Raw genomic sequence first — 24,006 nt, forward strand, 5'->3', positions numbered from 1 at the left:
TCCTTTAGTTCACTTCAATGGCACGCCCAGCACTCAGCGAAAACAGCACTTTATGGGCGACGGGGAGCCCCGTCATGCTTGTTAAGGCCGCCCCATATAGATTTAACTGGCCACGATACCGCGTGACTAACGCAGCCAAGCCGGCATCCACAGCCTGCGGATTCACATGATCCGTTTTGTAGTCAAACACGGTTATTTCACCATTTTCAATAAAGTAGCCGTCAATAATTCCGTGGACAAGGATCTGTTCCGCTTGTGTTGGATCAGCCGGTTCATTGATGCCCTGATACAGCTCATACGCGGGCATTAATAATGAAAAGGCGGCTTCACGGTTCACATCATGCCCGTGGGCCACAATTTGCTGGCCAAGTTTACTATCGAAGAATGCCTTCAGTTGGTCCATGTTAATCGCTAACGCCACGGCATCATTCATCACATGATCTGCGACCAGCTGATCAATTTGTGCTTGCAACGCCGCTGCCGTGGGCTGACCGTTAGTCAAATCAATGCTCTGCAAAACTAGGTGGGTGGCCGTTCCAATCTCGGTCGCCTTGGGTGCCGTGACCGTCTGCATAAACTGTGGCGTTCGTAAATCCGTTGTTAGCAGCCGTGATTTTGCCTTCGTTTGTTCATCAAGATCGAGGAAACCAAACTGGTTTTGATCCGGTTCTTCAAACAACCGTTTTAATTCTGACACAGACTGATACGCCGTTGTCTCTGTTGCCGCGTGGTTTGCATACTTAAACGCCAAAACTTGCTCCAACGCGTCAACATCAAGTGACCCGCCGAGGCTTTGACTTGCTGCCGTCCGTAACGTTTCAAGGTGATTTGTCGCTTCATCATCCGTTTCTGCTAACACGCCGGATGCTTCTAAGGCCGCCCGGGTCTGGAACACTAACTCAAAGCTGTTCAACCGCTCCGTTAGTTCTGAGGCCCCGGGTAACGGCACCACCAAATGGCTAATGCCTAGTTGGTCAGCAATGTGCGGTACCCGAACCAGCGTCATCCCCAGCCAATCCATAAACGTTTTCCCCTCTGCACGTAACGCCGTGTTTATGGTTAACCGGTTACTGTTTGCCGCCTTTTGCCATTGTTGCGTCAACGCTGCCTGATCTTTATACGTTCCAACAATGAAAAGTCGTTGTTGTGCCCGGGTCAACGCCACGTATAACACCCGCATCTCTTCTGACAACGTCTTTTTCAGCGATGCGCTCGCGACGATTTTCTTCTGTAACGTATCGATCTTGACGTGGCGTGTTTGGTCAAGCCACGTAATCCCGATTCCTAGATGGTCATCCAAAATCACTGCACTTCGCTGGTCTGATAAGTTAAAACCGTGTGAGGCGTCCATGACAAAGACCACCGGAAATTCCAACCCTTTACTCCCGTGAATCGTCATCACTGACACCGCGTTTTCAGTGGTCGTTTCGGTAACCTCAGCCAGGTCCTTGTCGTGCTTTTGCATTTCGGTAATGAAGTGAACAAATTGGAATAACCCTTTAAAACTGCTGTTTTCATAATCAGCAGCCCGTGCATAAAGGGCGTGCAGGTTATTCACACGTTGTTGGCCGCTTGGCATCCCCGCCACGTAATCCAGAAACCCGGTTTCCTGATAGATCGTCCAAATCAACGTCACCAACTGATTTTGCCGGGCAATGTCACGAAACAGCTCTAGCTGGCCGAGGAAGTGACGCACTCGTTCATGGATCCTCATCCCAAAATCACCAATTTGTTCGGGTTGATTAACCACCCGCTCTTCAAAATCAAGCAACGCCTGAAAGTAGTCGCTCGTTTTATTTTGAATCCGTAAATAGGCCAGTTCGTTTTCTTTCAACCCAACAATTGGTGATCGCAGCACCGCCGCTAACGGAATGTCCTGGTACGGGTTATCAATCAACCGCAGGAGCGCCATCATGATCTGAATTTCTGTCGTTTGGAAATAATTAGCGGTATCGCGAACCTGAAGTGGCACGCCCAACTTTGTAAACTGCTCCTGAAGCAACAGGTTATTACTACGGGTTGGCACCAGTAACGCCACGTCACCATAGGTCATGTCCCGATCCATGCCGGCCCGACGATCGAAAATCTGCTCGTGGTTTTCAACCATGTCTCGAATTTTGCTAGCGACCATGACGATTTGGCCTTCCGCCCGATCTGTAATCGCAAGATCCGTCGTCACCGTCTCGTCATCGTCGTCCGTCAGCGGCGTCTCCTCGCCACTTTCGTAAATCATCACCTGGGTCTTTGGCACATTATCTTCGGGGTAATCTTTAGGCCCATACTGTAGTTCAGCGTCCCCCGCGTAATTCATTTCTCCCAACCGTTCATCCATTAATTGCGTGAAAATCAGGTTTGTAAACGCATCGACGTTTTTCATGGACCGAAAATTATCGGCCAAGATGATCCGTTCACCCGCTTCTGAAGGCGTCGTGGCAAACGTATTGTATTTGTGAAGAAACAGCGTGGGGTCGGCCAACCGGAAGCGATAGATCGACTGTTTCATATCACCAACCATGAACATATTTCCTGGATCATGGCGCGCTGCTGACTGTAAAATTTGTTCCTGAAGCTCATTAATATCCTGATATTCATCCACCAGAACTTCATGATACTTTGCCGTAATGGCCTCATGAACACCAGGATCCTGCAAAATTTGGTAGGCAAAGTGCTCCAAGTCACCAAAGTCCACAAGGTGGCGCTGTCGTTTTGCAGCGGCGAACGCCGTCATAAATTGTTTTGTCACCGTCGCTAACCGCGTCACCAACGTTTGCGCATGGGCGTTTACGTTCAGGACATCGGCCTCACTTAGCGTAAAGTACCGGTCAATCAGGCCATCCAGCCGTTTCTTTAACCCCGCTCGTAATGACTTCAGTTCTTCGTTCAACCGTTTGTCATCGTCCTCTAGCTTCCGCAAGCCAGGCGCCCGGCCTAACTCAACATCGGCTAAGTGTGTTCGCACCTGATTCCAATCGGCCGTCTCAAGCTGCGTTGGCAAGGCCGCAAACTGCGCTTGTAAGCCGTCCAGCACCGGCTGCCACTTTTTCTGATACTCATCCGTTGAAAAACCAGCACTCAAATTAACGGCAGTTTGAACATCACTTTGGCACTGGCGAACTGTATCCATAACATCCGGGACCACTGCCGTTTGAACCAGGTCGCTTTGCCATAACTGTGTGGCCGGTAACCGGTATTGATCCGGTAACGCCGTCAACCATGCCTCTGGATCCGCCTTAGCCGTGGCGAACGTCGCTAAGCGAAAGACCAAATCAGCTAAGCCCTGGTCATCCCGATCATTTGAGAAGTTCCGGGTCAATTCCGCAAACTGACCAGTGGGGTCATCCGCGTACAGCTGTTCACGAAGGTCACCCCAAACATCTTCCTTCAGGAGTTGTGCTTCCGTTTCATCTGCTAACTGTCGAAAAACTGGGTCCAGCTTGATGACGTAGTAATACTTTTGAACCAGCCGCAAACAAAAGGCATCCAGCGTACTGATATCGGCACTCGCCAATAGATTCAGCTGGTGCATCAACTGCCGTCTGCGGGCAGCGCTGGCGTCATCACTCCCCGTTGTTTCGTTGATGGTCGTCCGGAGTGTCGTCTGAATCCGTTCCCGCATTTCTCTAGCAGCCGCATTCGTAAACGTCACCACCAGTAAATTGGTAATGTCCGTCTCGTTTTGCTCATCCAGGAGTTCAGAAATAACACGTTCCACTAAGACACGTGTCTTCCCAGACCCTGCCGAGGCAGAAACGAGGACGTCATGACCACGATGATGAATGGCTGCATCCTGTGCTGGTGTGAACGCCAATTTAGTTGTCGCCATGTGTTTCCTCCTCTACATCCGCCACTTCAGGTGCCACGCGCTTCAACACTTCCGCTGGGCTTAATTTATCCAAAACGTGGTACCGATTTTCTGGTAACATCGCGTCAAATCGCATCACAGACGTGTACGGTGAGTACTGCAACCCCGTTTGCTTCCGCGCATCTTGAAACGGATTCAGTTTATCCGCCCCGGCAAAAATCTGGTTCCCGGCGTTTTTAATTAACGTCTCTTCATAGGCCAGCAAATTAGCCAAATCCGTGGGTTTAATCACTGATTTCGCCGTCGCAGAGAGCGTCAGATCCTTTTTCAAGGCCACGGGATAAATCTTCGACGTTCCCCCCTCACTAATAGCTTCATCAAGACTTGTGAGTAACGTTGGGTCCGCCACCAGCACACCCTGATATTTATGCGAAGCTAACAGGGCATTATTGATCACATCCGCGTTTTCAAGGTCTAACAATTTCCCCTTATTTAGCTGATTAAGTGAGACGCCCGCACTCTGAATGTGGAGGTATAAGGCCCCCGCCAGTTCATTTAGCTGACTTGGACTCACTGCATCCGCATCCTGACGAAGTGCGTCGAGGTAGGTCAACATTTGCATCGATAAACCGTAATAGGCCTGTTCAAAGTCAAACGTTCGCCGGCCAGATTTGTAATCCACAACGCTCAGATATTCCCGGTTGTCCACGTTCATTCCATCAACCCGGTCAATTTTTCCACGAACGTTGATCTTTCGACCACCCGCTAATTTAAATGATAAGGCGGGAAGCCCTTGATCCGCACCAACGTGACCAAACAGCACTTCGGTGGCTAACGTCCGCATCGGCGTTTGCCGTTGCTGTTGACCGATAATAGCCACCATTCGTTTGATTGTTTCAATCAACTGGTCCCGTACATAGCCCATTCGGTGTGAACTACCTAAAATAACAAACTGCGGTTGTGCATTAATGGTCGGCATCACTTCATCAATTAAATCATTCAACGCTGCGTCGTTTAACGCACTGAGTTCCACCCCACGACTAACCACCAGTTTCATCAGCTGATCTAGGGCCATATGGAAGTATTCCCCCGTGCCCGCTGAGGATAATTCAAATTCATCACGTTCGGCCAAACGCAGGCCAAACTTCAAAAAGTATTCATACTGATTGCGGTAAAAGGTCTCTAATTGTGAAATCGAGGTGTTTAATTGTTCGCCATATAACCCACTTACAATATCCGGCCGGAGTGGTTCTGGCACATTGCGGTAGTCCAACCCGCCCAACAGCTGATCTGTTAACCGGTTCATTGATGACTGTTTCAGCCACCGATAAATGAACACCCATAGTCGCGGAACCGGTGCTTTTTCTGCCTTTGCTTGATAACCAATTTTAACTAAATTTGTTAGGGTAAACCGCGGTGACCCAATAAACGGTTGTAACGCTCCAGGTTGCTCTGCCGCCAATGTTGGCGTGGTTTGATAATCAATCACCGTTAGGCCAAAGTGAGCCACAATACTGGTCACATAGCGTGATGGTTGGAGACCTGTTTCACCGTCCCCCCCTTGTGGATAGGACAACACGAGTTGCTCGGTCCCCGTCAAAAAGCCCATGTAATTTACATACGGGTCAAAGGTCATCTGGGTACTCGCATTTTGTGAAATAAACTGATCCGCTGCTAACCGTGGCGTCAAACGATCCCGATCACCATCCGTTAGAATCGTACTTTCGCGGACTTGATCTGGCATCACATCATCCGTTGCCCCCATTAAAAAGACAACTTTATAATCTGCGAGTTGAATAATTCCCGTTTCAGAGATAATGACCTGATCCAACGTTGCCGGAATTTGGGTGTAATTCACCCCTTCGAAACCGTTCAGTAATAGCATCCCGAATTCACTCACGTCAAACCCATCAGCAGTCCCAAGTAGGGCCACGTACTCATCAAGGATCCCCGTGAATGTATTCCACGCCTGCACGTTACGTGTTGCTCGGGCAAGGTCACCACGTTCCGTGGCCGTGGTCCGCCATGCATTTAAACGGTCAATCACCCCTGTTGTTAGGAGAAACTCGTACAAAATCTTCGCGGCGTCTTTTCCGTTACCAGCCTGTTCAAGTTGCTTGAAAAACGTAGGTAGGATGCTACCAACGTAATGATGGATAACGTTTAGCTGCCGTTGGACCTCCGCGTCTGCGTCCGTTAGCGTCTCTTCATCAACATTACGCATGCGCCAGTACATCCAATCAGCGGTTTCCACCCACCGGTGGCCTTCAATCCCCGTCTTTAACACCCAGTTTTCCGTCAGTGCTAACGCCTGCCGAAATGCCGCAATGGTCATTGGCGTTTCATCAATCGTTGGGATCAATAATTCCGTTTTCAACAGGCGCATCACGTCTTGATAACGATAATAATGCGCCCGAACATCAAAGAGTGCGCCAATCAATTCAATCAACGGATGTTTATCCATCGGTTTATCTGAGTCATCAAAGTACGGAACTTCCATTTGATCAAAGACTGGGCCCACCATGTTTTCATATGGTGCCAAGTGTCGACTCAGCACCAAGAAATCACGGTAATGATACCGCTCAGGTTGCTCTGCCACCAACGTTCGAATTTGCCGGGCAACTTGATTAAGTTCATCTAAGCGCGTTGGCGCCGTAAACACCTGCAACTGGCCTGGTTGCGCACTTTTAACCGGTGGAACACGTTTGGCAGGTTGACTCGCCACCCAATAGTCATCAAGCTGGGCTAACGTCTCACTAACACGGACACTGCTACTGTTAATGGCAGCGAGCACTTCAACGTGATTTTCATGCGCTAACTGACTTAATTTAAGATACGTATTTGCCGGTTCATAAAACAAGTCGCCTAATTCTGGCTGTTTTGTTGGCACTTGATTCAACACTAATGAAACGGTGACACTCGCCGCTTTAACCATCATTGTCGTTATTAATGCTTGTTCCTGTGCCGAAAAACCGGTAAAGCCGTCAATATAAAAATGGGCATGTTCTAAACTCGAACCACTACCAAAGAAATCGGTTAACTGGTTAACCAAGTCTGCCTGATCGACATAATCGCCTAATGATTCGGTGTACGCTTGATACACGATTGCTAAATCATGGAGTTTTCCACCCAGATCTGCTTGGTCTGCAACATCAAGTGTCCCGGCGATTCTTTGTAAGTCTGCGGCGCTCACCTGACCAACCTTCAGCTCCGCAAATTGCCGGACTAATTGATTGATGAAGCCCGTTTGGTTCAGCTCACCCGCAAACAGGGTCAATTCTGTTTGGTGCATGGCAATAATGTGGTACAGCAGCATGCTTAAGCCTGCATTTGATAGCCGGGGCCGTTGGTAACTTGGCGTATTTTTCATGAAGTACCACGCCAACCGGCTGAACGAAAAGACCTGTAGCTGCCCGTTGGCAAAAACCGGTGTCGTTTGACCACTGATGGCTTTTAACGCGCTTAATGCGTCCACTTCCGCATTAAACTTAATGTGATTCGGCACAATGATGAAGTATTGGTCATTTGGATGCTTTTGCATCGATGCCCACATGTCGTTCATCATGGCCTGGCGGTGATCCATCTTTGCCTGTCCCAAAATAAAGTTTAGTGTCAAAACGAACTCCCTTCGTATTCCTGTTTCGCTTGCTAATGCCTTTATTTTACTCGAAAGCATGCCGAATCAACACCATCAAAACTTGGCGATATGAATTATTTTAGGCTAAATGGTAGCGCTTTCAAATGGCTTTTGCTATACTCATAAGTGAGGAAGGAAGTTGGCCTTTAATGATCGAAAGCACAGTTCAGGCACATCACCTGAATGGCTGGCGCACTCGCGTCTATGGCTGATTCTCATCGTGAAATGGTTTTGTTCTGATAAACATCGTCCGGGAGCGAACGTCCCATAATCAATTATGATGATTAGACGAATGGCCAATGAGTAATCACAAGACAGCGAAAAAATGATGGCCTTAGAAAGATTCCTTCCTAGGCACTGCAAGGTCAGTTGGATGAAGTTGTTCATCAGCTGGCAACAGGCGGGCGGCAACCTAGAATCCGTCACAATTAAGCAACTCCGGAGTTGCACAGTTTAATAGCCGGTTGATCCGGCCACGGTTTGTGAGCAAGCCCCACCGTAACGAAAATGTTACCGCTGGCTTTGCGATGACCGAATCGTCTAAAACGCCCATTCCATTAGGAATGGGCGTTTTTTGTTGGGTCCTTATCGTGGTTGATTCAATTTTTCCACGCATATTACTTTGACACAAATAGTAATACGTGATACATTGTACCCGTTCACAAAAACAACTAACGAAAAATCTAGGGAGGCTTACTCATGACGCCCGAAATTTCAAAGGAGATTATCCGTGGTCACACCACGACGATCATCCTCAACATTCTGAGTCAGGGTGACAGCTACGGTTATGAAATCGCAAAAGCCATTCGAACACTCAGTCACGACGCTTATGAATTAAACGAAGCAACATTGTACACCGCGTTTCGGCGGATGGAAAAAAATGGTGAAATTGAAAGTTACTGGGGCGATGAAACCCAGGGTGGCCGGCGAAAGTACTACCGCCTGACCGAAGATGGGAACCTCACCCTTGCACAAAACGTTGCTAACTGGGCATTTGCTAAAAATGTCATTGATGATTTGATTACAGGAAGGATCGATGAAAATGGACACAATTGATAACATGGTTAAAGAACGCCTCGATAATTACTTTGCTGACTACCCAGATACAACGGATATGCACGAATTGCGTGAAGAACTTACCGCCGATCTAAGTGAAGCCGCTCATGAGCGCGAGGCCCAAGGCGAAAGCATGACGGATGCCGTCAATCATGCGTTTGAACAACTAGGTGACCTTGATGATCTCGTGGACGAGATCAATCAGACCAATCCTGAAGATGATGCCACATTTACTGATGACGACACCACGACCCATAAGCATGAGGGCCACTATCACCATCATGGCCACCACATCGACATCACGGATAATCAAATTTCAATCGACGGCGGAAAACTGTTTAAGGCCGACGAAAATGGCTTAACCGTTAACGGTGGTAAAACCATTAACATTGATGAAAACGGGTTGGACATCAATAACGGCCAGGTCAGTTTTACGAGCGATGGCGTTCGCTTAGGAAACCTTGTCATTGATGACACTGGCTTCCACCGTGAAGACGTGCCGAGCCAAAAAGCAACTTCACCAAAGAAAACCACAACTGATGACACCACGTTTGCTAACTTTGATAAGAGCTTTGACCGTACAGACGCAACCGATACTGAAATTTATGTAGATCGTTTATCAATGGTTAACGAAGTGACGTTCTCACCGGAAACAATCGACCGAATCAACTTCGATTACGTTAACTCAAGTGTCCGGGTGCTCCCTAACCACACCACGGACACAATCATCCTCAGAGAATACATGAGCCGGGCAAACACCAGTTACTTTGCCCACACAGACGTCAACAACGGTACCTTAACGATCAAAAGCGGCAAACGGCCACACCTCCTTCCGTTACGCATCCGGACACAACTGCTGATTCCGATGAGCTTTACTGGTGACCTCCTGCTCAATGTCCGTTCTGGGGTTGCTAAATTGACTGATCTAACCATGTTGAACCAGGTTCGAACTGTCATTAACAGCGGCACCCTTCAAGTTGACGGCGGCCACATGAAGGATCTCGATATCGAAAATAGTTCTGGCAACGTTAAACTCCGGCATTTGACCGTTGACGGCCTCCTTCGTTCCCGTGTCCACAGTGGCTCAACCCGTTTGGATGATGTTAAGGCGAAGACGTTTGATCTGGTTGCAAACTCAGGCATCGTCCGCGGAACGGCGCTTGCAGGTGCCGGTTCCATTCAGGCGAAGTCTGGAACCATCAACCTTGATTTTTCTGGCCTAACTGGCAACCTTGATACATCCGCAACCTCCGGGACGATCAAACTGCACTTTGCACCTGGCACTGAATATAATTTTGACCTCGATGCCGAAAGTGGTGCCGTTAGTGGCCCACGAACAGCCATTTATGATCATAAGACGAGTGCCTTCAAGGATGGCGCTGTGGGCGAAGACCCCGAATTTTACGTAACCGCCGTAGCAAAATCAGGGACCATTCGCCTCTCCTAAAGACACAGCACAGTTACACCAAATAAAAGACCAGCCCCTCATTGACGAGGAGCTGGTCTTTTTGTGCCTTCACTATAAAATTGGTGATAGGAGCCGGGAGAACGTTTGTTTAAATTTACGCCACCATGATTGGGAAACAAAGTCCGTATATGTGGTTAATTCACTGACCTGACTGTCCGCCTCAAACAATGTCGCAAGTTGTGCCGTAATGTCAGGGTCATAAATAAACGCATTAAGTTCAAAATTCAGTTTAAAACTTCGGAAATCAAGGTTCGCTGAGCCGACAGAGGCCACACCATCATCCACCACCATGGTCTTTGAATGGACGAAACCATTCCGATACTTAAAGATTTTAACGCCTTCACGTGCCAGCTGCTTTGCGTAATATTCCGTCGCCCGGTAAACGAACGCGTGATCTGGCATCGACGGAATCATGATGCGAACGTCCACACCGCTCCCTGCGGCAACCCGAAGTGCGTCTAACACAGAGTCATCTGGAATGAGGTACGGTGACTGAATCCACAGTCGCTTTTGGGCAGAGTTGATGAGTCGTAAATACCCCATCTTAATCTGCTCTTTATCAGAATCAGGCCCAGAGGACACAATCTGCATGTTGGTGTTCCCCTTAACCTTTGTCACACGGAACAAGTCATTTGTAACAGTTAACGGGTTAACTTTACTGGTTGCGTTCCAATCCCGAATAAACCGTGACTGAAGGCCGTAAATTCCGGCACCCACGATCCGCAAATGGGTATCGCGCCAGTAACCAAACTTTTCTTTCCGACCCAGATACTGATCCCCGATGTTGAAACCACCGGTGTAACCGATTGTCCCGTCGATCACCACGATCTTTCGGTGATCACGAAAGTTCAGTCGGAAATCGGCCCATGCGCTCCGTGTCTGTAGAAACGGATAGGCTTCACCACCCGCTGCTCGTAACGGGTCGTAGAACTTTGGTCGAACACCCATGGACCCCCATGAATCATACAATACCCGGACGACCACCCCTTCGTTTGCCTTCTTAATCAGGAGGTTCAGTAAGTCATGACCAATGTCATCCGCGTAAATCGTATAAAACTCGATGTGGATGCTTTGTTTGGCCCGTTCAATGTCTTCAAATAATTCGTGAAACAGGGCTTTACCATCCTTAATGACATGAACCCGGTTGTTCCGCGTTAAAAACGCCTGATCTGACTCAATAAAGAGATTAACCGTTCCCAGCGCCTGGGCAGTCACACCATCGGCTTCATTTCGTTCCGATGATAACTCGGCCCGTTGAAGCGCTAACCGCTCGTCCAGTTGCAACTGCTCCTGTTCCTGGATTTGAAACAGGCGGTTTTTTGGTAGTCGCCGACCCACAAACGCGTAGGCAATAAAGCCAATCACCGGTAAAAAGACTAGCACCAGTAACCACGCCCAGGTAGCGGCAATATCACGGGGCTCTCGGAACACCGTAATGAACGCTAACACTGCGTTGACGTAAATCACGACTTCAAAAATAATGTGTGCCCAATTCATCAGGTCACGTCCTCCAATAATTCAACATTTACTACATTCATCTTACTCATTTTTTAACCATCCCGCGACCATTTTCTCCTGGATTCTGCTAACTAATGAAAACGTGGGCTCGCTGTTTCATGGACGACATTTGCGGGGCTAATTTTAAGCGGCACCGGTTCTCTAAAGTGCGTCCCAGCCAGCGTTGCCTCACCCACTTTTTGCTGCGCGATCTCAGCGATCACCTCAGGATTGGCGAGCAGTAACGCTAATTCCGCCCCTGTTGTTAACCGGTGAATCATTAACTGACCAAATTCGCCCACTAACTGTTGTGGTAGATCCAGCGGACTTTGCGTCGTCAGCATGAGGTACGCACCCACTTTACGCCCCTCACGTGCAAGCCGTGATAAGCCGTCATCGGCCATTTCCGTCGATTGTGACAAGTAGCGATGTGCTTCATCAATGGTCAAAACAACCGGAACACTCTGCCTCATGGTTTGTTTCAACCGAAGTAACCGCGCGGCTAATAGACTCACGATCAAGCGGCCTGTCCGTAAATCACCAGCTAATGCTGAGAGATCTATAACAAGGTGGCGGTGGTCGGCCTTCATGGCGGCAAACAACCGCATCAAGTAGCCGACATCATACCGTGTTTTGGGTAACCGCTTCTTCATCTGATCCGTCATCGGCAACCGCAGTAAGCGTTGGTACACCGGATTGCTTAACCACTGACGAAGCTTCACAACCGCTGGATAGAGGCGGGTCTGCTTTTCAAAATCAGGTTGTTGACCGATTACATCAAAATTGGCTGCGGCGCCCGCTAGCGGCTTAACGCATTCTGCTAACAACTGCTCTGGTAATAGCGCGCCGTTGTAGGGCCGTGGATACGCGTGTAACCGTGCTAATGCATCCTCATGATCCGACCACAACCGGTTCATCTTCACGTAAAGTCCCTGTTTACGGACCACATTCTTCATGATTCGTAAGCTGACAATGGCCGCGCCCAGCGTTTCAATCGCCTCATGATCCGTAATGCCTGCCAGCTGGGCCAGCTCTGGTGCCGTTAACGCCGTGTAGTCAAGAAAGGCATTGCCCCCTAATTGACCCACCACAACGTTTGGCAGGTTCACATACTCACCAGTTGGGTCTAAAATAATTGCCGTTTGGCTCTTGTGTTGCAGTGCCATTAACAGGGCAACCATTGACGTTGATTTACCGCTTCTCGTTTGGCCGACAATCAATAAGTGTTGGTTTAACAGGTCATCCGCCGAGACGCTCACCGTTTGCCCAGTTGTCTTGTTGAGTGCCCAATCTGTCAGCATAATGTCTGGTTCTTGCATCGGTTGACCTCCCTAACGTTCCCTTAGTTTAAACGACCCCATAAAGCTGGCCTCCCACTGTGTGGCCGTCTTAATTTGTTTGCCCAGACCGTCAATCAGTGCGTGAAGCTCTTGAAACTCAAACCACGTTAGCCCAGCATCCGCCTCCACAAGTTGTTGAAACGCTCGGTATGATTTTGGTACTTCAAGTCCAAGCCAACCAAATTGCCGCCGGGCATAGGTATCCGCAATAAACAGTGGGTGATGAAAACCGTACATCATAATGTCATCCACCGTTTCGTTTCCCAGGCCCTTGACGGATAAAAGTGCTGTTTGCAATGTTTTTCGATCCATCCGTTCAATGGCGAGCAAATCATCATCGTAACGCCCTAACCACTCGGCGGCCGCAATTAAATACGTTGCCTTCATCCTGTACAATCCAGCCGGTTTAATCACCGTTGCTAATGCTTCAGGATCAAGGTTGCGGATGACTGCCGGATCATTATCAGTTGCCGCTAGTAATGCCTTTGCAGCGGCTGTCGCGTTGGCGGCACTCGCATTCTGAATGAGAATCGCTGTCCACATCACTTGAAGGGGTGACTGTGCCCACAGCGTTTCGGGTGCCAACCAGTTTTGTGGCCCCATATTCGTTTCTAAAATGTTGTATAGTGGTTTTAACTTCATCAAATTATCCTCATCATTGATCCAAGAAAGGCGTCCATCATGTCACAGATCACCATTCGCCCTGCTACCGTGGCAGACTATCCCAGACTTGAACAAATTTACCTCGTGGCCCGCCAGCGTGCCTTTCCATGGGTTCATCAGCCGCGCCTCACAGATTTTGACCGTGATAGCCGCGGTGAACTCATTTTAGTCGCTGAGTTAAATCAGCAGGTCGTAGGGTTCACTTCATTTTACCGCTTAGCCAGTTTTATTCACCTATTATTCGTTGACCCTGCATTTCATCATCAGCATGTCGGGACCGCCCTCATAGGTGGCTTACGAACAATTGCGACTGAACCGTTACAGTTGAAAGTTGTCATTCAAAATGAAGCGGCCCGCGCCTTTTATGCCCACCACCACTTCCGTGAAACAAAACGTGATGTGCTCGCAACGCCGCCAAACATTACGTTAGAAGACACGCGCCTTGATCAATACCCAAATTTAGGCCGCCACGCCACCATTTAGTTTGATCGCTTAGTGCCAGTGACCACCGCCCTCACAATGATTCGTCTTTCGGCTAATCATTACCGGGTGGTGCTTACTGGCACTTTTTTATTTTTTGTTGACTTCTCTGTAAATGCGCGTATGCTATGTATCTGTTAGATATATATCTTTTTGATATAAAAGGAGTCGTAATTCATGTACACACTATTTGTTTTAGGTGAATTGATGGACAACCCATTAACCGGTTACCAATTACGTGACATTCTTAGTCACGTTATCGGTGACCGATTTACGGTCAGCTGGGGGATCATTTATCCGCTGTTGGATAAGCTTGAAGAAGCGGGCGATATTACCCTAGTGAATACGCAACACGACGGTGGTCGTCAGCAAAATGTCGCTCACCTCACCGATCATGGTCGCGACCACTTCAAAGCGTTAATGGCAAAGCCAATCACGCCAGGTAAGAATGAAGAAATGCTGTACCTTTTCAAACTTGATAATTTACATCATCTGACAACGCCGGAAGCCATCGACCTGCTTGAGACGTTTATTGCTTATAAAACGGCCGTAAGAGATAGCGCCCAGACTGCCAAATCAGCCATTCAGGCGGCTGACATGGACGACGCTGACAAGTTTACCTCAACCGCCCTTGGTCAATACCGACTGGCCCAAGCACAAGCCGCCATCGACTGGGCAATCACCGTTCAACGTGAGCTTTCAGCAGGCGCACTCACTAACCTCAAGTAACTTTTAAAGGAGCACTACATCATGCAAAAATTTAAATTATCACCAGCCATTCGCCACTGGCTTGCCCTCGTGGCAGTGTGTCTCGGCGTGTTCATGGCTCTTCTTGATGTGACCGTTGTTAACGTCGCATTGCCAACCATTCAGCGCGATTTCAACGAGTCGTTTAACAATTTACAGTGGATTATCAACGCGTACACCATGGTCTACGCCGTTAGCCTTTTACTAATTTCTAAGCTAGGTGACCTGTTTGGCCGGAAACGTATTTTTCAAATGGGCTTGTTCATTTTCACCTTGGGTTCACTCGCCTCAGCACTCGCTCAAAGCGGCCTTCAATTAAACATTTTCCGTGGGGTTCAGGGGTTTGGTGGTGCCGCCATGCTCAGTTTGTCCATGGCGATCGTCGCCACAACGTTTAAAGGGAAAGAACGTGGTGTTGCCCTTGGAATCTGGAGCTCCGTTGTTGGTTTGGCAACGGCCATCGGACCACTCTTTGGGGGGATCCTGGTTCAAGCCTTTTCATGGCGGGCCATCTTCTTAATTAACGTTCCCGTCGGCATTATCGCCCTGTTGATGGCCTTCTTCTTTGTCGATGAAAGCTACGGTAACCGAAATGGCCACGTCGACATCGCTGGGATCGTCATTAGTACCGTTGCCATTTTCTGCATCATCTTTGGTTTGTTGCAAAAAGAAAATCACACCAGTTGGTCATGGCTTAACGTTCATGTTGCTGGCTTATTAGGTGGTGGTTTGCTCCTCCTGGTTGCCTTTGTGATCCTTGAATTGCGAATCAAGGAACCCATGATGGATGTGCGGATGTTTAAAATTCCATCATTTGTTGGGGCAACCCTTGTCGGCTTTGGCCTTGGTGCCGGGCTCTACGCAATGTACACGTACCTCACCGTTCTCATGCAAAACTACATTGATTACTCCGCTATGCAAACGGGGATTCGGCAATTAACAATCAGTGTCTTCAGCCTTATTTTAGGCCCTGTCATTGGAATTTTAACGAACCGCTGGGGAAATCGCTGGTTAATGTTTGCCGGAATGCTCTCCATTATCCTCGGCCTGTACCTGTTATACCGCACCATTACGCCAACCGTTACGTACGAAAACTTCGCCATTGCGTTCGTCTTTTTAGGACTTGGTAACGCAACCGTGAATCCCCCACTATCTGCTGCGGCCATTAGCGCCGTCGAACCTAAGCACATTGGAATGGCAAGTGGCATCGTTAACGTCTTCCGTCAGTTTGGGATTAGCTTTGGGGTCGTCACCTTGGGCATTCAGTTAACCAATGCCTATCATGACCACATTACTAGCCACCTCGCAAATACGGGGCTACCAACCCAGGCCCTTGGTGGGATTAAACATGGCCTCCTCGCTGCTGGACCCTTTTCCGGCAAAGCTGTGCTTGCCAGCAAACAAGCAGGGCCACTGCGCCAACTTCCTGCTTACCATAACGTTCACCACCTCGTTATTTCGGCGTTTGATCTTGGTTTCAAAAACCTTTTACTGTTAGCCATTGGCTTTGCACTTCTCGGTGCTTTCGCAGCAATTTTACTGGTTCGCGATCACCATTCATCCGCGAACTCTTAACAATTTCACTGACGAAAAAGGCGACTGTCTTCCCATTTTAGGGAAGGCAGCCGCCTTTTCGTTCATCCAGATTTTCCGACCGCTGAAACGGTGGCCACCACTTTAAAATAATCATTAGTTTCATGACTGCTTCACATTTGCCATCACCAGTTTTCGCAATTTAACCGACGTTTAAATAAGAAAATGACTAACTTGTTTTTCACCCGTTTCTTAACGCATTCCACCTGGTAACTAATCAATAAGTGCCCTGTGTGTTTCGCCAATTTCACCTTTATTTCGGCACTATCGATGGCTTTACATGCAAGTGCCCAATTACTGATGTTCATAATTTATGTAATATTACGTTATTTATAGATTTTTTTATTAATTTTTGAATATAAAACCGAACCTTAAAATGATTGACCATCGTTTTCAATCGTGTATACTAGCCCCAACGGGTAATTCTAAATGAACCACTAACATAATCTCAGCAATGGTATTCGCTGCCGTTGCCGTCAATGTTCCTTGATCCTACTTTCCAGCTTTGACGTTAGTTTACTTTGAAAGGGTGTTTTACTGTGGACGTTACCTTTAAACAGGTCTCACTGGCCTACGACAATCATCATCACATTTTAAATCAAATTAGTTTCACCATCCCCGAAGGACAGTTGACTTGTCTCCTCGGCCCTAGTGGCTGTGGTAAGTCAACGACCCTCAATTTGATCAGTGGTTTACTTCAACCAACTGCTGGCCAAATTTACTTTGGCGACCAAGACGTGACGCACCATGATGCCTTGGCCCGAAAAGTGGGGATGGTTTTTCAGAACTATGCGCTTTATCCGCACATGACCGTTCTTGATAACATCTGCTTTCCCATGAAGATGATGAAAATGCCAAAAGCAGCCCGGTTGGCCCGGGCGCATGAACTGGCAGCGTTAGTTCATTTAACTGATGAGCTCGACAAACACCCCGGCGAGCTGTCTGGTGGTCAACAACAACGGGTTGCCATCGCTCGTGCCTTAGCAAAGTCCCCCAGCATTCTGTTGCTCGATGAACCCTTATCAAACTTAGACGCGCGCCTACGGGTCGAAATGCGTGAAGAAATCCGCCGCATTCAGCAGGAAACGGGCATCACAACGGTTTTTGTCACTCATGATCAGGAAGAAGCAACTCACATTGCGGATCAAATTATGGTCTTAAACGAAGGGGCAATTCAACAGTTCACCACCCCAAACCGACTTTATGAACAACCGGCCAACCTTTTCGTAGCCCGTTTCATCGGCGCCCCAATCATCAATACACTCCCATTAGCCGATGCGCAACATGACCTTGCAGGCCACATCCCGGAGGCCATTTTAAAAGCCGGCCGCACCCTCGCTGTTCGTGCTGAAAGCTTGGTACCAGTGCAACCAGGAACTCACGATATTGTTCTTAATGGGACTCACTTAGCAACACACCAATTTGGCCGTGAAATTATGACGCGCATTAACTACGCTGGCGATGATCTCATCTCAACCAGTTTTCCAGCCGATCTACATAATCGATCCCAACAATCATTCGCATTCGCCCTTGCGCTCACCGGGACCTTCATCTTTGATCAAACGGATCAACGCATCTGGCCACCGGTTCAATCTGCCACCATTACACCATTTTCAACCAGGGAGGCAACCGGTGCATGATTAATCAACGACCCACCTTAAAATCAACGCTAATTGCCCTAGCCTACCTAGCACCAATGCTGATCATCACCATCGTTTTCAACATCTACCCCATCGTCAAATCCTTTGCGATGAGCTTTTACACGAAGTATGACTTTTTCACTGACAAGGTGAGCGCACTTGGCCTCGATAATTTCCGCTTCATTTTGATTGATCCAGACTTTCATCTTGCCGTCAGAAACACCCTCATCTTTGTCTTAGGGGTCGTTCCACTATCTGTCATTTTATCGCTGGGGATCGCGATGATGCTAAACAACGTCCACTGGCTGGCAGGCCTTCTCAAGACGGCCTACTTCTTGCCATTTGTGACCAGCACCGTCGCAAATCTCCCTCGTTTGGCAATGGCTTTATAACGGCCAATACGGGCTGTTTAACGCTGTTTTAGCTCACTTTGGGATTCATGCCATTGATTGGTTAAACGATCCCCACTGGGCCATGCCAGCACTCATTATGATGACTGTTTGGAAGGGCCTTGGTTTTAAAATCATTTTGTTCTTAGTCGGGTTAAACAACATCAATCAACGTTACGACCAGGTCGCTAAAATCGACGGCGCCAACGCATGGCAACGTTTCATCCACATTACCTTACCACTCCTATCCCCAATGACGTTCTTGGTCAGCATCACCAGCGTTATTGGCGGCTTCAAGGTGTTTGACGAAATTTTTGTTCTCTTTTCGGGTTCACCAGGACCCGGGAAGGCCACGTTAACAATCGTCTTTTACCTGTACCAAAAATTCTATTCTGAATGGAAGTACGGTATTGCTGCCGCTTCAGGTGTCGTGTTATTCATCATGATTCTCCTCGTTACCCTTGGGCAACTCTGGTACGGCAAAAAGCACGTTCACTATGTGTAAGGGAGCGTCATAATGACAAAACAACGTTTAAGCCAATTATTATTGTTCACCATCCTGGTTCTTGGTGCCGTGACCATGTTAATTCCGTTTATTTGGATACTGACCACCGCACTGAAGACCGCACCGGAAACAATGGTTGTTCCCCCAACCTGGCTCCCTAAGCACCTTCAGTGGCATAACTTTGTCAGTGCTTGGCACGCAGCCCCGTTTTTCACTTACTTTCTGAACAGCATTTTCGTAACCACCGTAACAACCATTGGCCAGCTGTTTACGACCATCCTCGCTGCGTTTGCCTTTTCACGACTATCCTTTTACGGTCAGCGAGCGCTATTCGGCTTATTTCTCTCCACCATGATGGTTCCTGGTGAAATGCTCATCATTCCAAATTTCGTTACCTTGTCGAAATTTGGGTTAATCAACACTTACGGCGCTTTGATCATCCCTTGGCTTGCCAGTTTCTTCGCGGTCTTTACGTTACGGCAAACGTTTAACACCATTCCAAACGAACTGTATTATGCCGCCAAGATTGATGGCGCGTCCGACTGGCACTTTTTATGGACCATGATGGTCCCACTGTCTAAATCTGCCATCACCGCCATTGGCATCCTTGAGGTCATTGGGAGCTGGAACTCCTTCATGTGGCCGCTCATTGTCACCAACTCTGCAAAATTACGCACGTTGCCTGTCGGCTTAAACGCCTTTACAAGTGACGCAGGCACCCAGTTTCAGCTCCTTATGGCTGGGCTGCCTCCACGTTTGTCGTTTTACCAATGATCATTGTCTACCTGATCCTTCAAAAATACATTATTGCTGGAATTAGCCACGCCGGTCTTAAAGGCTAGTTCACACATTCCTCACCGAAAGGGGTGTTGCCATTCGCAAATGAGGGGCGTTTTGCTTAACATACTTGGTTATCGTAGAAAGGAAGGCTCACCATTATGAAGATCCACAAGGGGTTTGCAATTTTGGCAACACTTGCTGTTGCCGCAACATTAACCATGACCGTTTTTCAACCGGCTCACGCATCAAAGCACGCGACACCAACAAACATCTCCTTTTGGAGTGGCTTAACCGGACCGTACCAAAAGAACCTTGAAACCATCGTCAACGACTACAACAAGTCGCAAAAAACTTATCACGTGACGACAACGTCTCAGGGTGATTACGCCCAGATGAATCAAAAAGTTATGGCCGCAGCAAAATCACATAGCCTCCCCGTTATTGGGATGACAACTTACACAAACCTTCCCGATTACAAGAGTCACGGTTTCATTGATAACCTTGATCCAATGTACAGTAGCATGTCTAAAAAGGCACGCAACGACATTTATCCCGCATTCTTGACCGGATCAAAGATTGGGAAATCCTATTACTCAACGCCATTATCAAAATCCACTCGCATCATGTACGTTAACCAGGACATTCTTAAAAAATACAATCTGACCGTTCCAAAGACGTGGGACGACCTGAAAAAAGACGGTGCTAAACTCAAACAAGACGGGATCTACGCTTACGGATTCGATAAGAGTTTTGACATGGAATGGGACGGCATGACCCATGCTGCCGGTGTCACCCCCGTAACCAGCGCAGGAACAGTCAATGTTAACAATAAAAAGGCCGTTTCTGCTGCTAAGTTTGTTCTCGACATGGTTAAGGATGGCACTGCCAAATCCGCTGGATCAGATATGTACTGGACCAAAAACTTTGTTAACGGTAAATCAGCCTTCTACATTGGTTCCTCTGCCGGGTTGACCCAGACAAAATTGCAAGCACCAAAGGACCTTCACTGGACAACAGCACCTGTACCGTCATATGACGATAAAAGCGGCACAGAAGTTGCCGGTAACGACGTTGTGCTCTTTAAAGGTGCCAGCAAAAAGCAACAGCAGGGTGCCTACGACTTTATGAAGTATCTGCTGAAGCCAACGACGGCCACAAAATGGGCTAAGCTAACTGGCTACGTTCCACTAGATAAGAGCGCAACCAAATCCACGGATTATCAGGACTTTCTAAAGGCCCATCCTGAAAACAAAGCCGCCGTTAATTCATTACCCCAAGCCTTCTCGCAACCAACATTTGTTGGATTCAGTGAGTACTACAATGATAAACAAAATGCCTTTAACGACATGCTAACCAAAGGAACCTCCGCAAAGGACGCCCTCGATCAATTAGCAACTCAAACGAAACAAATCACAGAAAAGCAGTAACCACGTTTCCCATCAACTTTAGGTTTTGTAGAGCGGTCCGGTGTCAGGAGCCGCTTTACTTACATAGCACTTAATTCTTTTTAAAAGGAGGCCATTTTATGACTAACGTTCGTTTTCTAAACGGCCTAAACACTATTGGTGGCAATATTGTCGAGATCACAACCGCCACATCGCGAATTATCACGGACTTCGGGATTGCAGTTAACAGCGATGACGCAGATCCAGACACCTTAATGGCTAACCATCTCTTGCCGGATCTACCCGAACTTTTTACCCGGTCAGCTGAACCAAGTCCTTACCGCCATGAGGCGATTTTCATCAGCCACCTGCACCTTGATCACACCGCAGCCCTCCAATATTTAAAAACGGACATCCCCGTTTACCTCTCAGCCGATTCCTATCGTCTTTACAAGCACTTGGCCGCGGCCGGTCTCGCTAAGCCAATGGGGCTCAACTTTCACTCGTTTCATTACGATACCCCAGTCCAGATCGGTGACTTAACGGTGACTGGGTTTGCCAGCGACCACGATGCGTTTGGTGCTACGGCCCTCCTGATTTCAGATGGGCGGCATTCTTTTGGCATCTCTGGCGATGTCCGGCTCAACGGTCCCCACATTGAAAACGTGCACCACTGGCTCGATGTCTTTCATCAGGCTCACTTAGACCTCTTTATGTTGGAAGCCACAAGTTTCAGCTTCCCGCCATCAGAACAAGAACCTGCCAGTGAAGCGCAATTGCAAGCTAGCTTTCGCGAGCTCATCCAAACGCAGCCAGAATTGCTTGTGTTAAACCCCTATCCACGAAATTTAGAGCGACTCCTCCGGTTTAACCAAACAGCCAATGCACTCAACCGGCCCGTTGTTTGGGAGCTTGCTTACGCCCGGTTGCTTCATGCGTTTTACCCTGAGGCACTGATTCATGTCTTAAATACCACACATTTAAACCGTGAAGATCTCAATACACTTATTCCAGTTTCATCTGCCACGCTTCGCCATGAGCCTGATCATTTTTGTCTGCAAAATAGTTTTGAAAATCTTCCCCAGCTTGATTCGTTTGGTCCACTACTGTATCTGCATAGTAATGGTGAACCACTGGGTGATTATGACCCACGCTTTGCCGTTCTCCAGGACTTTCTCTCAACGCATCACTGGCAGTTACAAACACTCAGTAGTTCTGGCCACGCGACCCCCAATGCATTAGTCGCCATTGCCAAACGGGTAAACGCACAGACCACCGTCTTGTGGCATTCATTCCACCCAGCGGCGGCCGCAGAGGCATTGGCTTCACTCCCCACCGAAACCCGCTTGCCTGAGCGAAATCAGTCTTACCACTTCTAACCGATAAAAAAAGCTTATCAACACACATGTGCTGATAAGCTTTTTAATTTAACTAGCTGAGGTTACGCATCATGTTAGCAAAGCCAGTTTCTTCCATAATCGAACGATCATTAATCATTTTCTTAACGAGAGAAACCTTGTGCCCCTTTAGCTTGATTGAACCAGTTGACCCAATTTCAGCAATGCCTCTAGTTGGCCCAAGTGAACAAACCGTTCCCATGGCCTTGTACGTAAAGTTCGTCATCGACTGTCCTTCAAGACTCCCCTTGATGTTCTTAACGACATGGGTTGCTTGTGCAATCGCGATTTGCCCAGTTGTTGGGTAGAACCGCCCACTAGCTGGGTCAGGAACCGCACTATTATCCCCAATGATAAAGACATCTGGGTGATCCTTAAGGGTTAACGTTGGTTCGACAGCAACCCGGTTCCGCTTTTGATCAAAACCGGAGTCGGCAATCACTTGGCTTCCGCGAACACCAGTCGTCCAGATAATTGTGTTTGCTTCATACGTCTTGTCACCACTAACGACCCCGTGGGCAGTTACTTCATCAATCGCCGTTGCGGTGTGGATGATGGCGCCCTTATCTGCCAAATACTTCACCGCGTAATCAACAAGTTTTTCATCAAACATTGGCAAAACTTTTGGTTGGGCCTCCAAACAGGTAATTTCGATCTTATCTGCTGGTAAATTGTATTGCTGAATTAAACTAGGCATCCGGTGAACTAGTTCACCCAACAGCTCGATACTGGTAAAACCAGCCCCACACACAATAATGTGGAGGTCCCGTTCATCCTTAGTCTCGTTATAGGCTGCTAAACGTGCTTCTAAGTGCTTCCGAATGGCGACGGCACTGTCGATGTCTTGAAGCTTTAGACCGTACTCAGCGGCGCCCTTAATGCCAAAGTCCTCTGATTCAAAGCCAAGTGCAACCACCAAGTAATCATAATTAAGTGGTGCCGCTTCACCTGCAACACTAACTTGCTTGTGATCAACGTCGATCTTGGTCACCGTATCCTGCTTAAACGTCACCCCTGATGGTAACGCACACGCAATATCAAACGTAATGTGGTCTGGTTCATTTGTCCCAATGGCCACTGTATGTAGTGCTGTTGCTTCATAATGATAGGCATTGCGGTCAATCAAGGTAATGTGCACATTGGCATTGTGCAGTTCATGAACCGTCCGTAAGCCTGCGTACCCTGCACCTAAAACGATTACTTCAGTCATCTTTATTCCTCCCAAATTATCCGTTCACAAATTTAGCAGTCGAGTTGATCAGCGCCATGCCAAATTTGGTTTCGCTTCCATTATAAAATCAAATGTACACAATTGTCTGCAATAACGCCTTTTATTTAACTTTAAAAACAATTCGTTTATCAGATGATCATTCTAATTAAACGTTTCATAACCATAACAGACTTCGTTAAGTGGTTCTTTCTTTAGCAAAGCATATTCATGCATCATGGTTCTGCCAACCTGCTTATTATCGCCCTTTTCACTATCCATAGTTCAGTCCACAAAAAAACGCCGCTCCACGGTGATCAACCCGTGAAACGACGCTTTACCTTTGATGCCGGATAGGTGACTCGAACACCTGACCCTCGGTTTACGATACCGATGCTCTACCAACTGAGCTAATCCGGC

The 24,006-nt window shown here is 47.9% G+C and carries 14 protein-coding genes, 1 tRNA gene and 2 pseudogenes; 10 read left to right on the top strand and 7 right to left on the bottom strand.

Annotation, left to right across the window (positions count from 1 at the left end; genetic code table 11):
- Window positions 1-4: 4 nt before the first annotated feature.
- Window positions 5-3,823 carry a helicase-exonuclease AddAB subunit AddA gene (gene addA, locus ACKTR5_RS06895; protein ID WP_407880269.1) on the bottom strand — a complete coding sequence of 1,273 codons (3,819 nt, stop codon included), beginning with the start codon at window positions 3,821-3,823 and terminating at the stop codon, window positions 5-7.
- Complete coding sequence (locus ACKTR5_RS06900; protein WP_407880271.1) at window positions 3,810-7,418, bottom strand: PD-(D/E)XK nuclease family protein; 3,609 nt, start codon at window positions 7,416-7,418, stop codon at window positions 3,810-3,812. The genes addA and ACKTR5_RS06900 overlap by 14 nt, the downstream gene beginning before the upstream one ends.
- A gap of 720 nt (window positions 7,419-8,138) precedes the next feature.
- On the opposite strand from ACKTR5_RS06900, the gene ACKTR5_RS06905 reads away from it, so the two are divergent.
- Both ACKTR5_RS06905 and ACKTR5_RS06910 read left to right on the top strand, forming a co-directional pair.
- Window positions 8,139-8,495 carry a PadR family transcriptional regulator gene (locus ACKTR5_RS06905; protein WP_407880273.1) on the top strand — a complete coding sequence of 119 codons (357 nt, stop codon included), beginning with the start codon at window positions 8,139-8,141 and terminating at the stop codon, window positions 8,493-8,495.
- Window positions 8,482-9,942 (top strand): DUF4097 family beta strand repeat-containing protein, encoded by a 1,461-nt coding sequence (locus ACKTR5_RS06910; RefSeq protein WP_407880275.1) that lies wholly within the window; start codon window positions 8,482-8,484, stop codon window positions 9,940-9,942. The genes ACKTR5_RS06905 and ACKTR5_RS06910 overlap by 14 nt, the downstream gene beginning before the upstream one ends.
- A 72-nt stretch (window positions 9,943-10,014) precedes the next feature.
- Here ACKTR5_RS06910 and cls read toward each other — a convergent pair whose 3' ends face one another.
- The 3 genes from cls to ACKTR5_RS06925 form a co-directional block, all read right to left on the bottom strand.
- Window positions 10,015-11,460, bottom strand: coding sequence for a cardiolipin synthase (gene cls / locus ACKTR5_RS06915; RefSeq protein WP_407880277.1), 1,446 nt, complete (start codon window positions 11,458-11,460; stop codon window positions 10,015-10,017).
- A 92-nt stretch (window positions 11,461-11,552) separates the two neighbouring features.
- Complete coding sequence (locus tag ACKTR5_RS06920; protein WP_407880279.1) at window positions 11,553-12,779, bottom strand: ATP-binding protein; 1,227 nt, start codon at window positions 12,777-12,779, stop codon at window positions 11,553-11,555.
- Window positions 12,780-12,791: 12 nt separating this feature from the next.
- Window positions 12,792-13,442: an endonuclease III gene (locus ACKTR5_RS06925; RefSeq protein ID WP_407880280.1), complete on the bottom strand. Its 651-nt coding sequence runs from the start codon at window positions 13,440-13,442 to the stop codon at window positions 12,792-12,794.
- 39 nt (window positions 13,443-13,481) lie between these two features.
- Here ACKTR5_RS06925 and ACKTR5_RS06930 point away from each other — a divergent pair, with 39 nt between their 5' ends.
- From ACKTR5_RS06930 to ACKTR5_RS06965, 8 genes and pseudogenes are all read left to right on the top strand, one after another.
- Entirely contained in the window at window positions 13,482-13,946 is a 465-nt protein-coding gene (locus ACKTR5_RS06930; protein WP_407880282.1) for a GNAT family N-acetyltransferase, read from the top strand.
- A 174-nt stretch (window positions 13,947-14,120) separates the two neighbouring features.
- Window positions 14,121-14,672 (top strand): PadR family transcriptional regulator, encoded by a 552-nt coding sequence (locus tag ACKTR5_RS06935; protein ID WP_407880284.1) that lies wholly within the window; start codon window positions 14,121-14,123, stop codon window positions 14,670-14,672.
- A 21-nt stretch (window positions 14,673-14,693) separates the two neighbouring features.
- Window positions 14,694-16,265 (top strand): MFS transporter, encoded by a 1,572-nt coding sequence (locus tag ACKTR5_RS06940; protein ID WP_407880286.1) that lies wholly within the window; start codon window positions 14,694-14,696, stop codon window positions 16,263-16,265.
- Between the two features lie 557 nt (window positions 16,266-16,822).
- Window positions 16,823-17,923: an ABC transporter ATP-binding protein gene (locus ACKTR5_RS06945; protein ID WP_407880288.1), complete on the top strand. Its 1,101-nt coding sequence runs from the start codon at window positions 16,823-16,825 to the stop codon at window positions 17,921-17,923.
- Window positions 17,920-18,817: pseudogene (locus ACKTR5_RS06950) on the top strand (carbohydrate ABC transporter permease). Before ACKTR5_RS06945 ends, ACKTR5_RS06950 begins: the two are co-directional and overlap by 4 nt.
- A gap of 12 nt (window positions 18,818-18,829) precedes the next feature.
- Window positions 18,830-19,659: pseudogene (locus ACKTR5_RS06955) on the top strand (carbohydrate ABC transporter permease).
- 96 nt (window positions 19,660-19,755) lie between these two features.
- A complete protein-coding gene (locus ACKTR5_RS06960) occupies window positions 19,756-21,024 on the top strand; it encodes an ABC transporter substrate-binding protein (RefSeq protein ID WP_407880290.1) in 1,269 nt (422 codons plus the stop codon).
- 98 nt (window positions 21,025-21,122) lie between these two features.
- Window positions 21,123-22,361 carry an MBL fold metallo-hydrolase gene (locus tag ACKTR5_RS06965; RefSeq protein WP_407880291.1) on the top strand — a complete coding sequence of 413 codons (1,239 nt, stop codon included), beginning with the start codon at window positions 21,123-21,125 and terminating at the stop codon, window positions 22,359-22,361.
- A gap of 52 nt (window positions 22,362-22,413) precedes the next feature.
- On the opposite strand, the gene ACKTR5_RS06970 is transcribed toward ACKTR5_RS06965, so the two are convergent.
- Both ACKTR5_RS06970 and ACKTR5_RS06975 read right to left on the bottom strand, forming a co-directional pair.
- The gene (locus tag ACKTR5_RS06970) at window positions 22,414-23,589 is read right to left on the bottom strand and encodes an NAD(P)/FAD-dependent oxidoreductase (protein ID WP_407880293.1); all 1,176 of its coding nucleotides are present in this window, start codon (window positions 23,587-23,589) and stop codon (window positions 22,414-22,416) included.
- 344 nt (window positions 23,590-23,933) lie between these two features.
- Window positions 23,934-24,006, bottom strand: a tRNA-Thr gene (locus tag ACKTR5_RS06975).

Source organism: Furfurilactobacillus entadae (genome assembly GCF_045862745.1).
In the GTDB taxonomy this organism is placed as follows: Bacteria; Bacillota; Bacilli; order Lactobacillales; family Lactobacillaceae; genus Furfurilactobacillus; species Furfurilactobacillus entadae.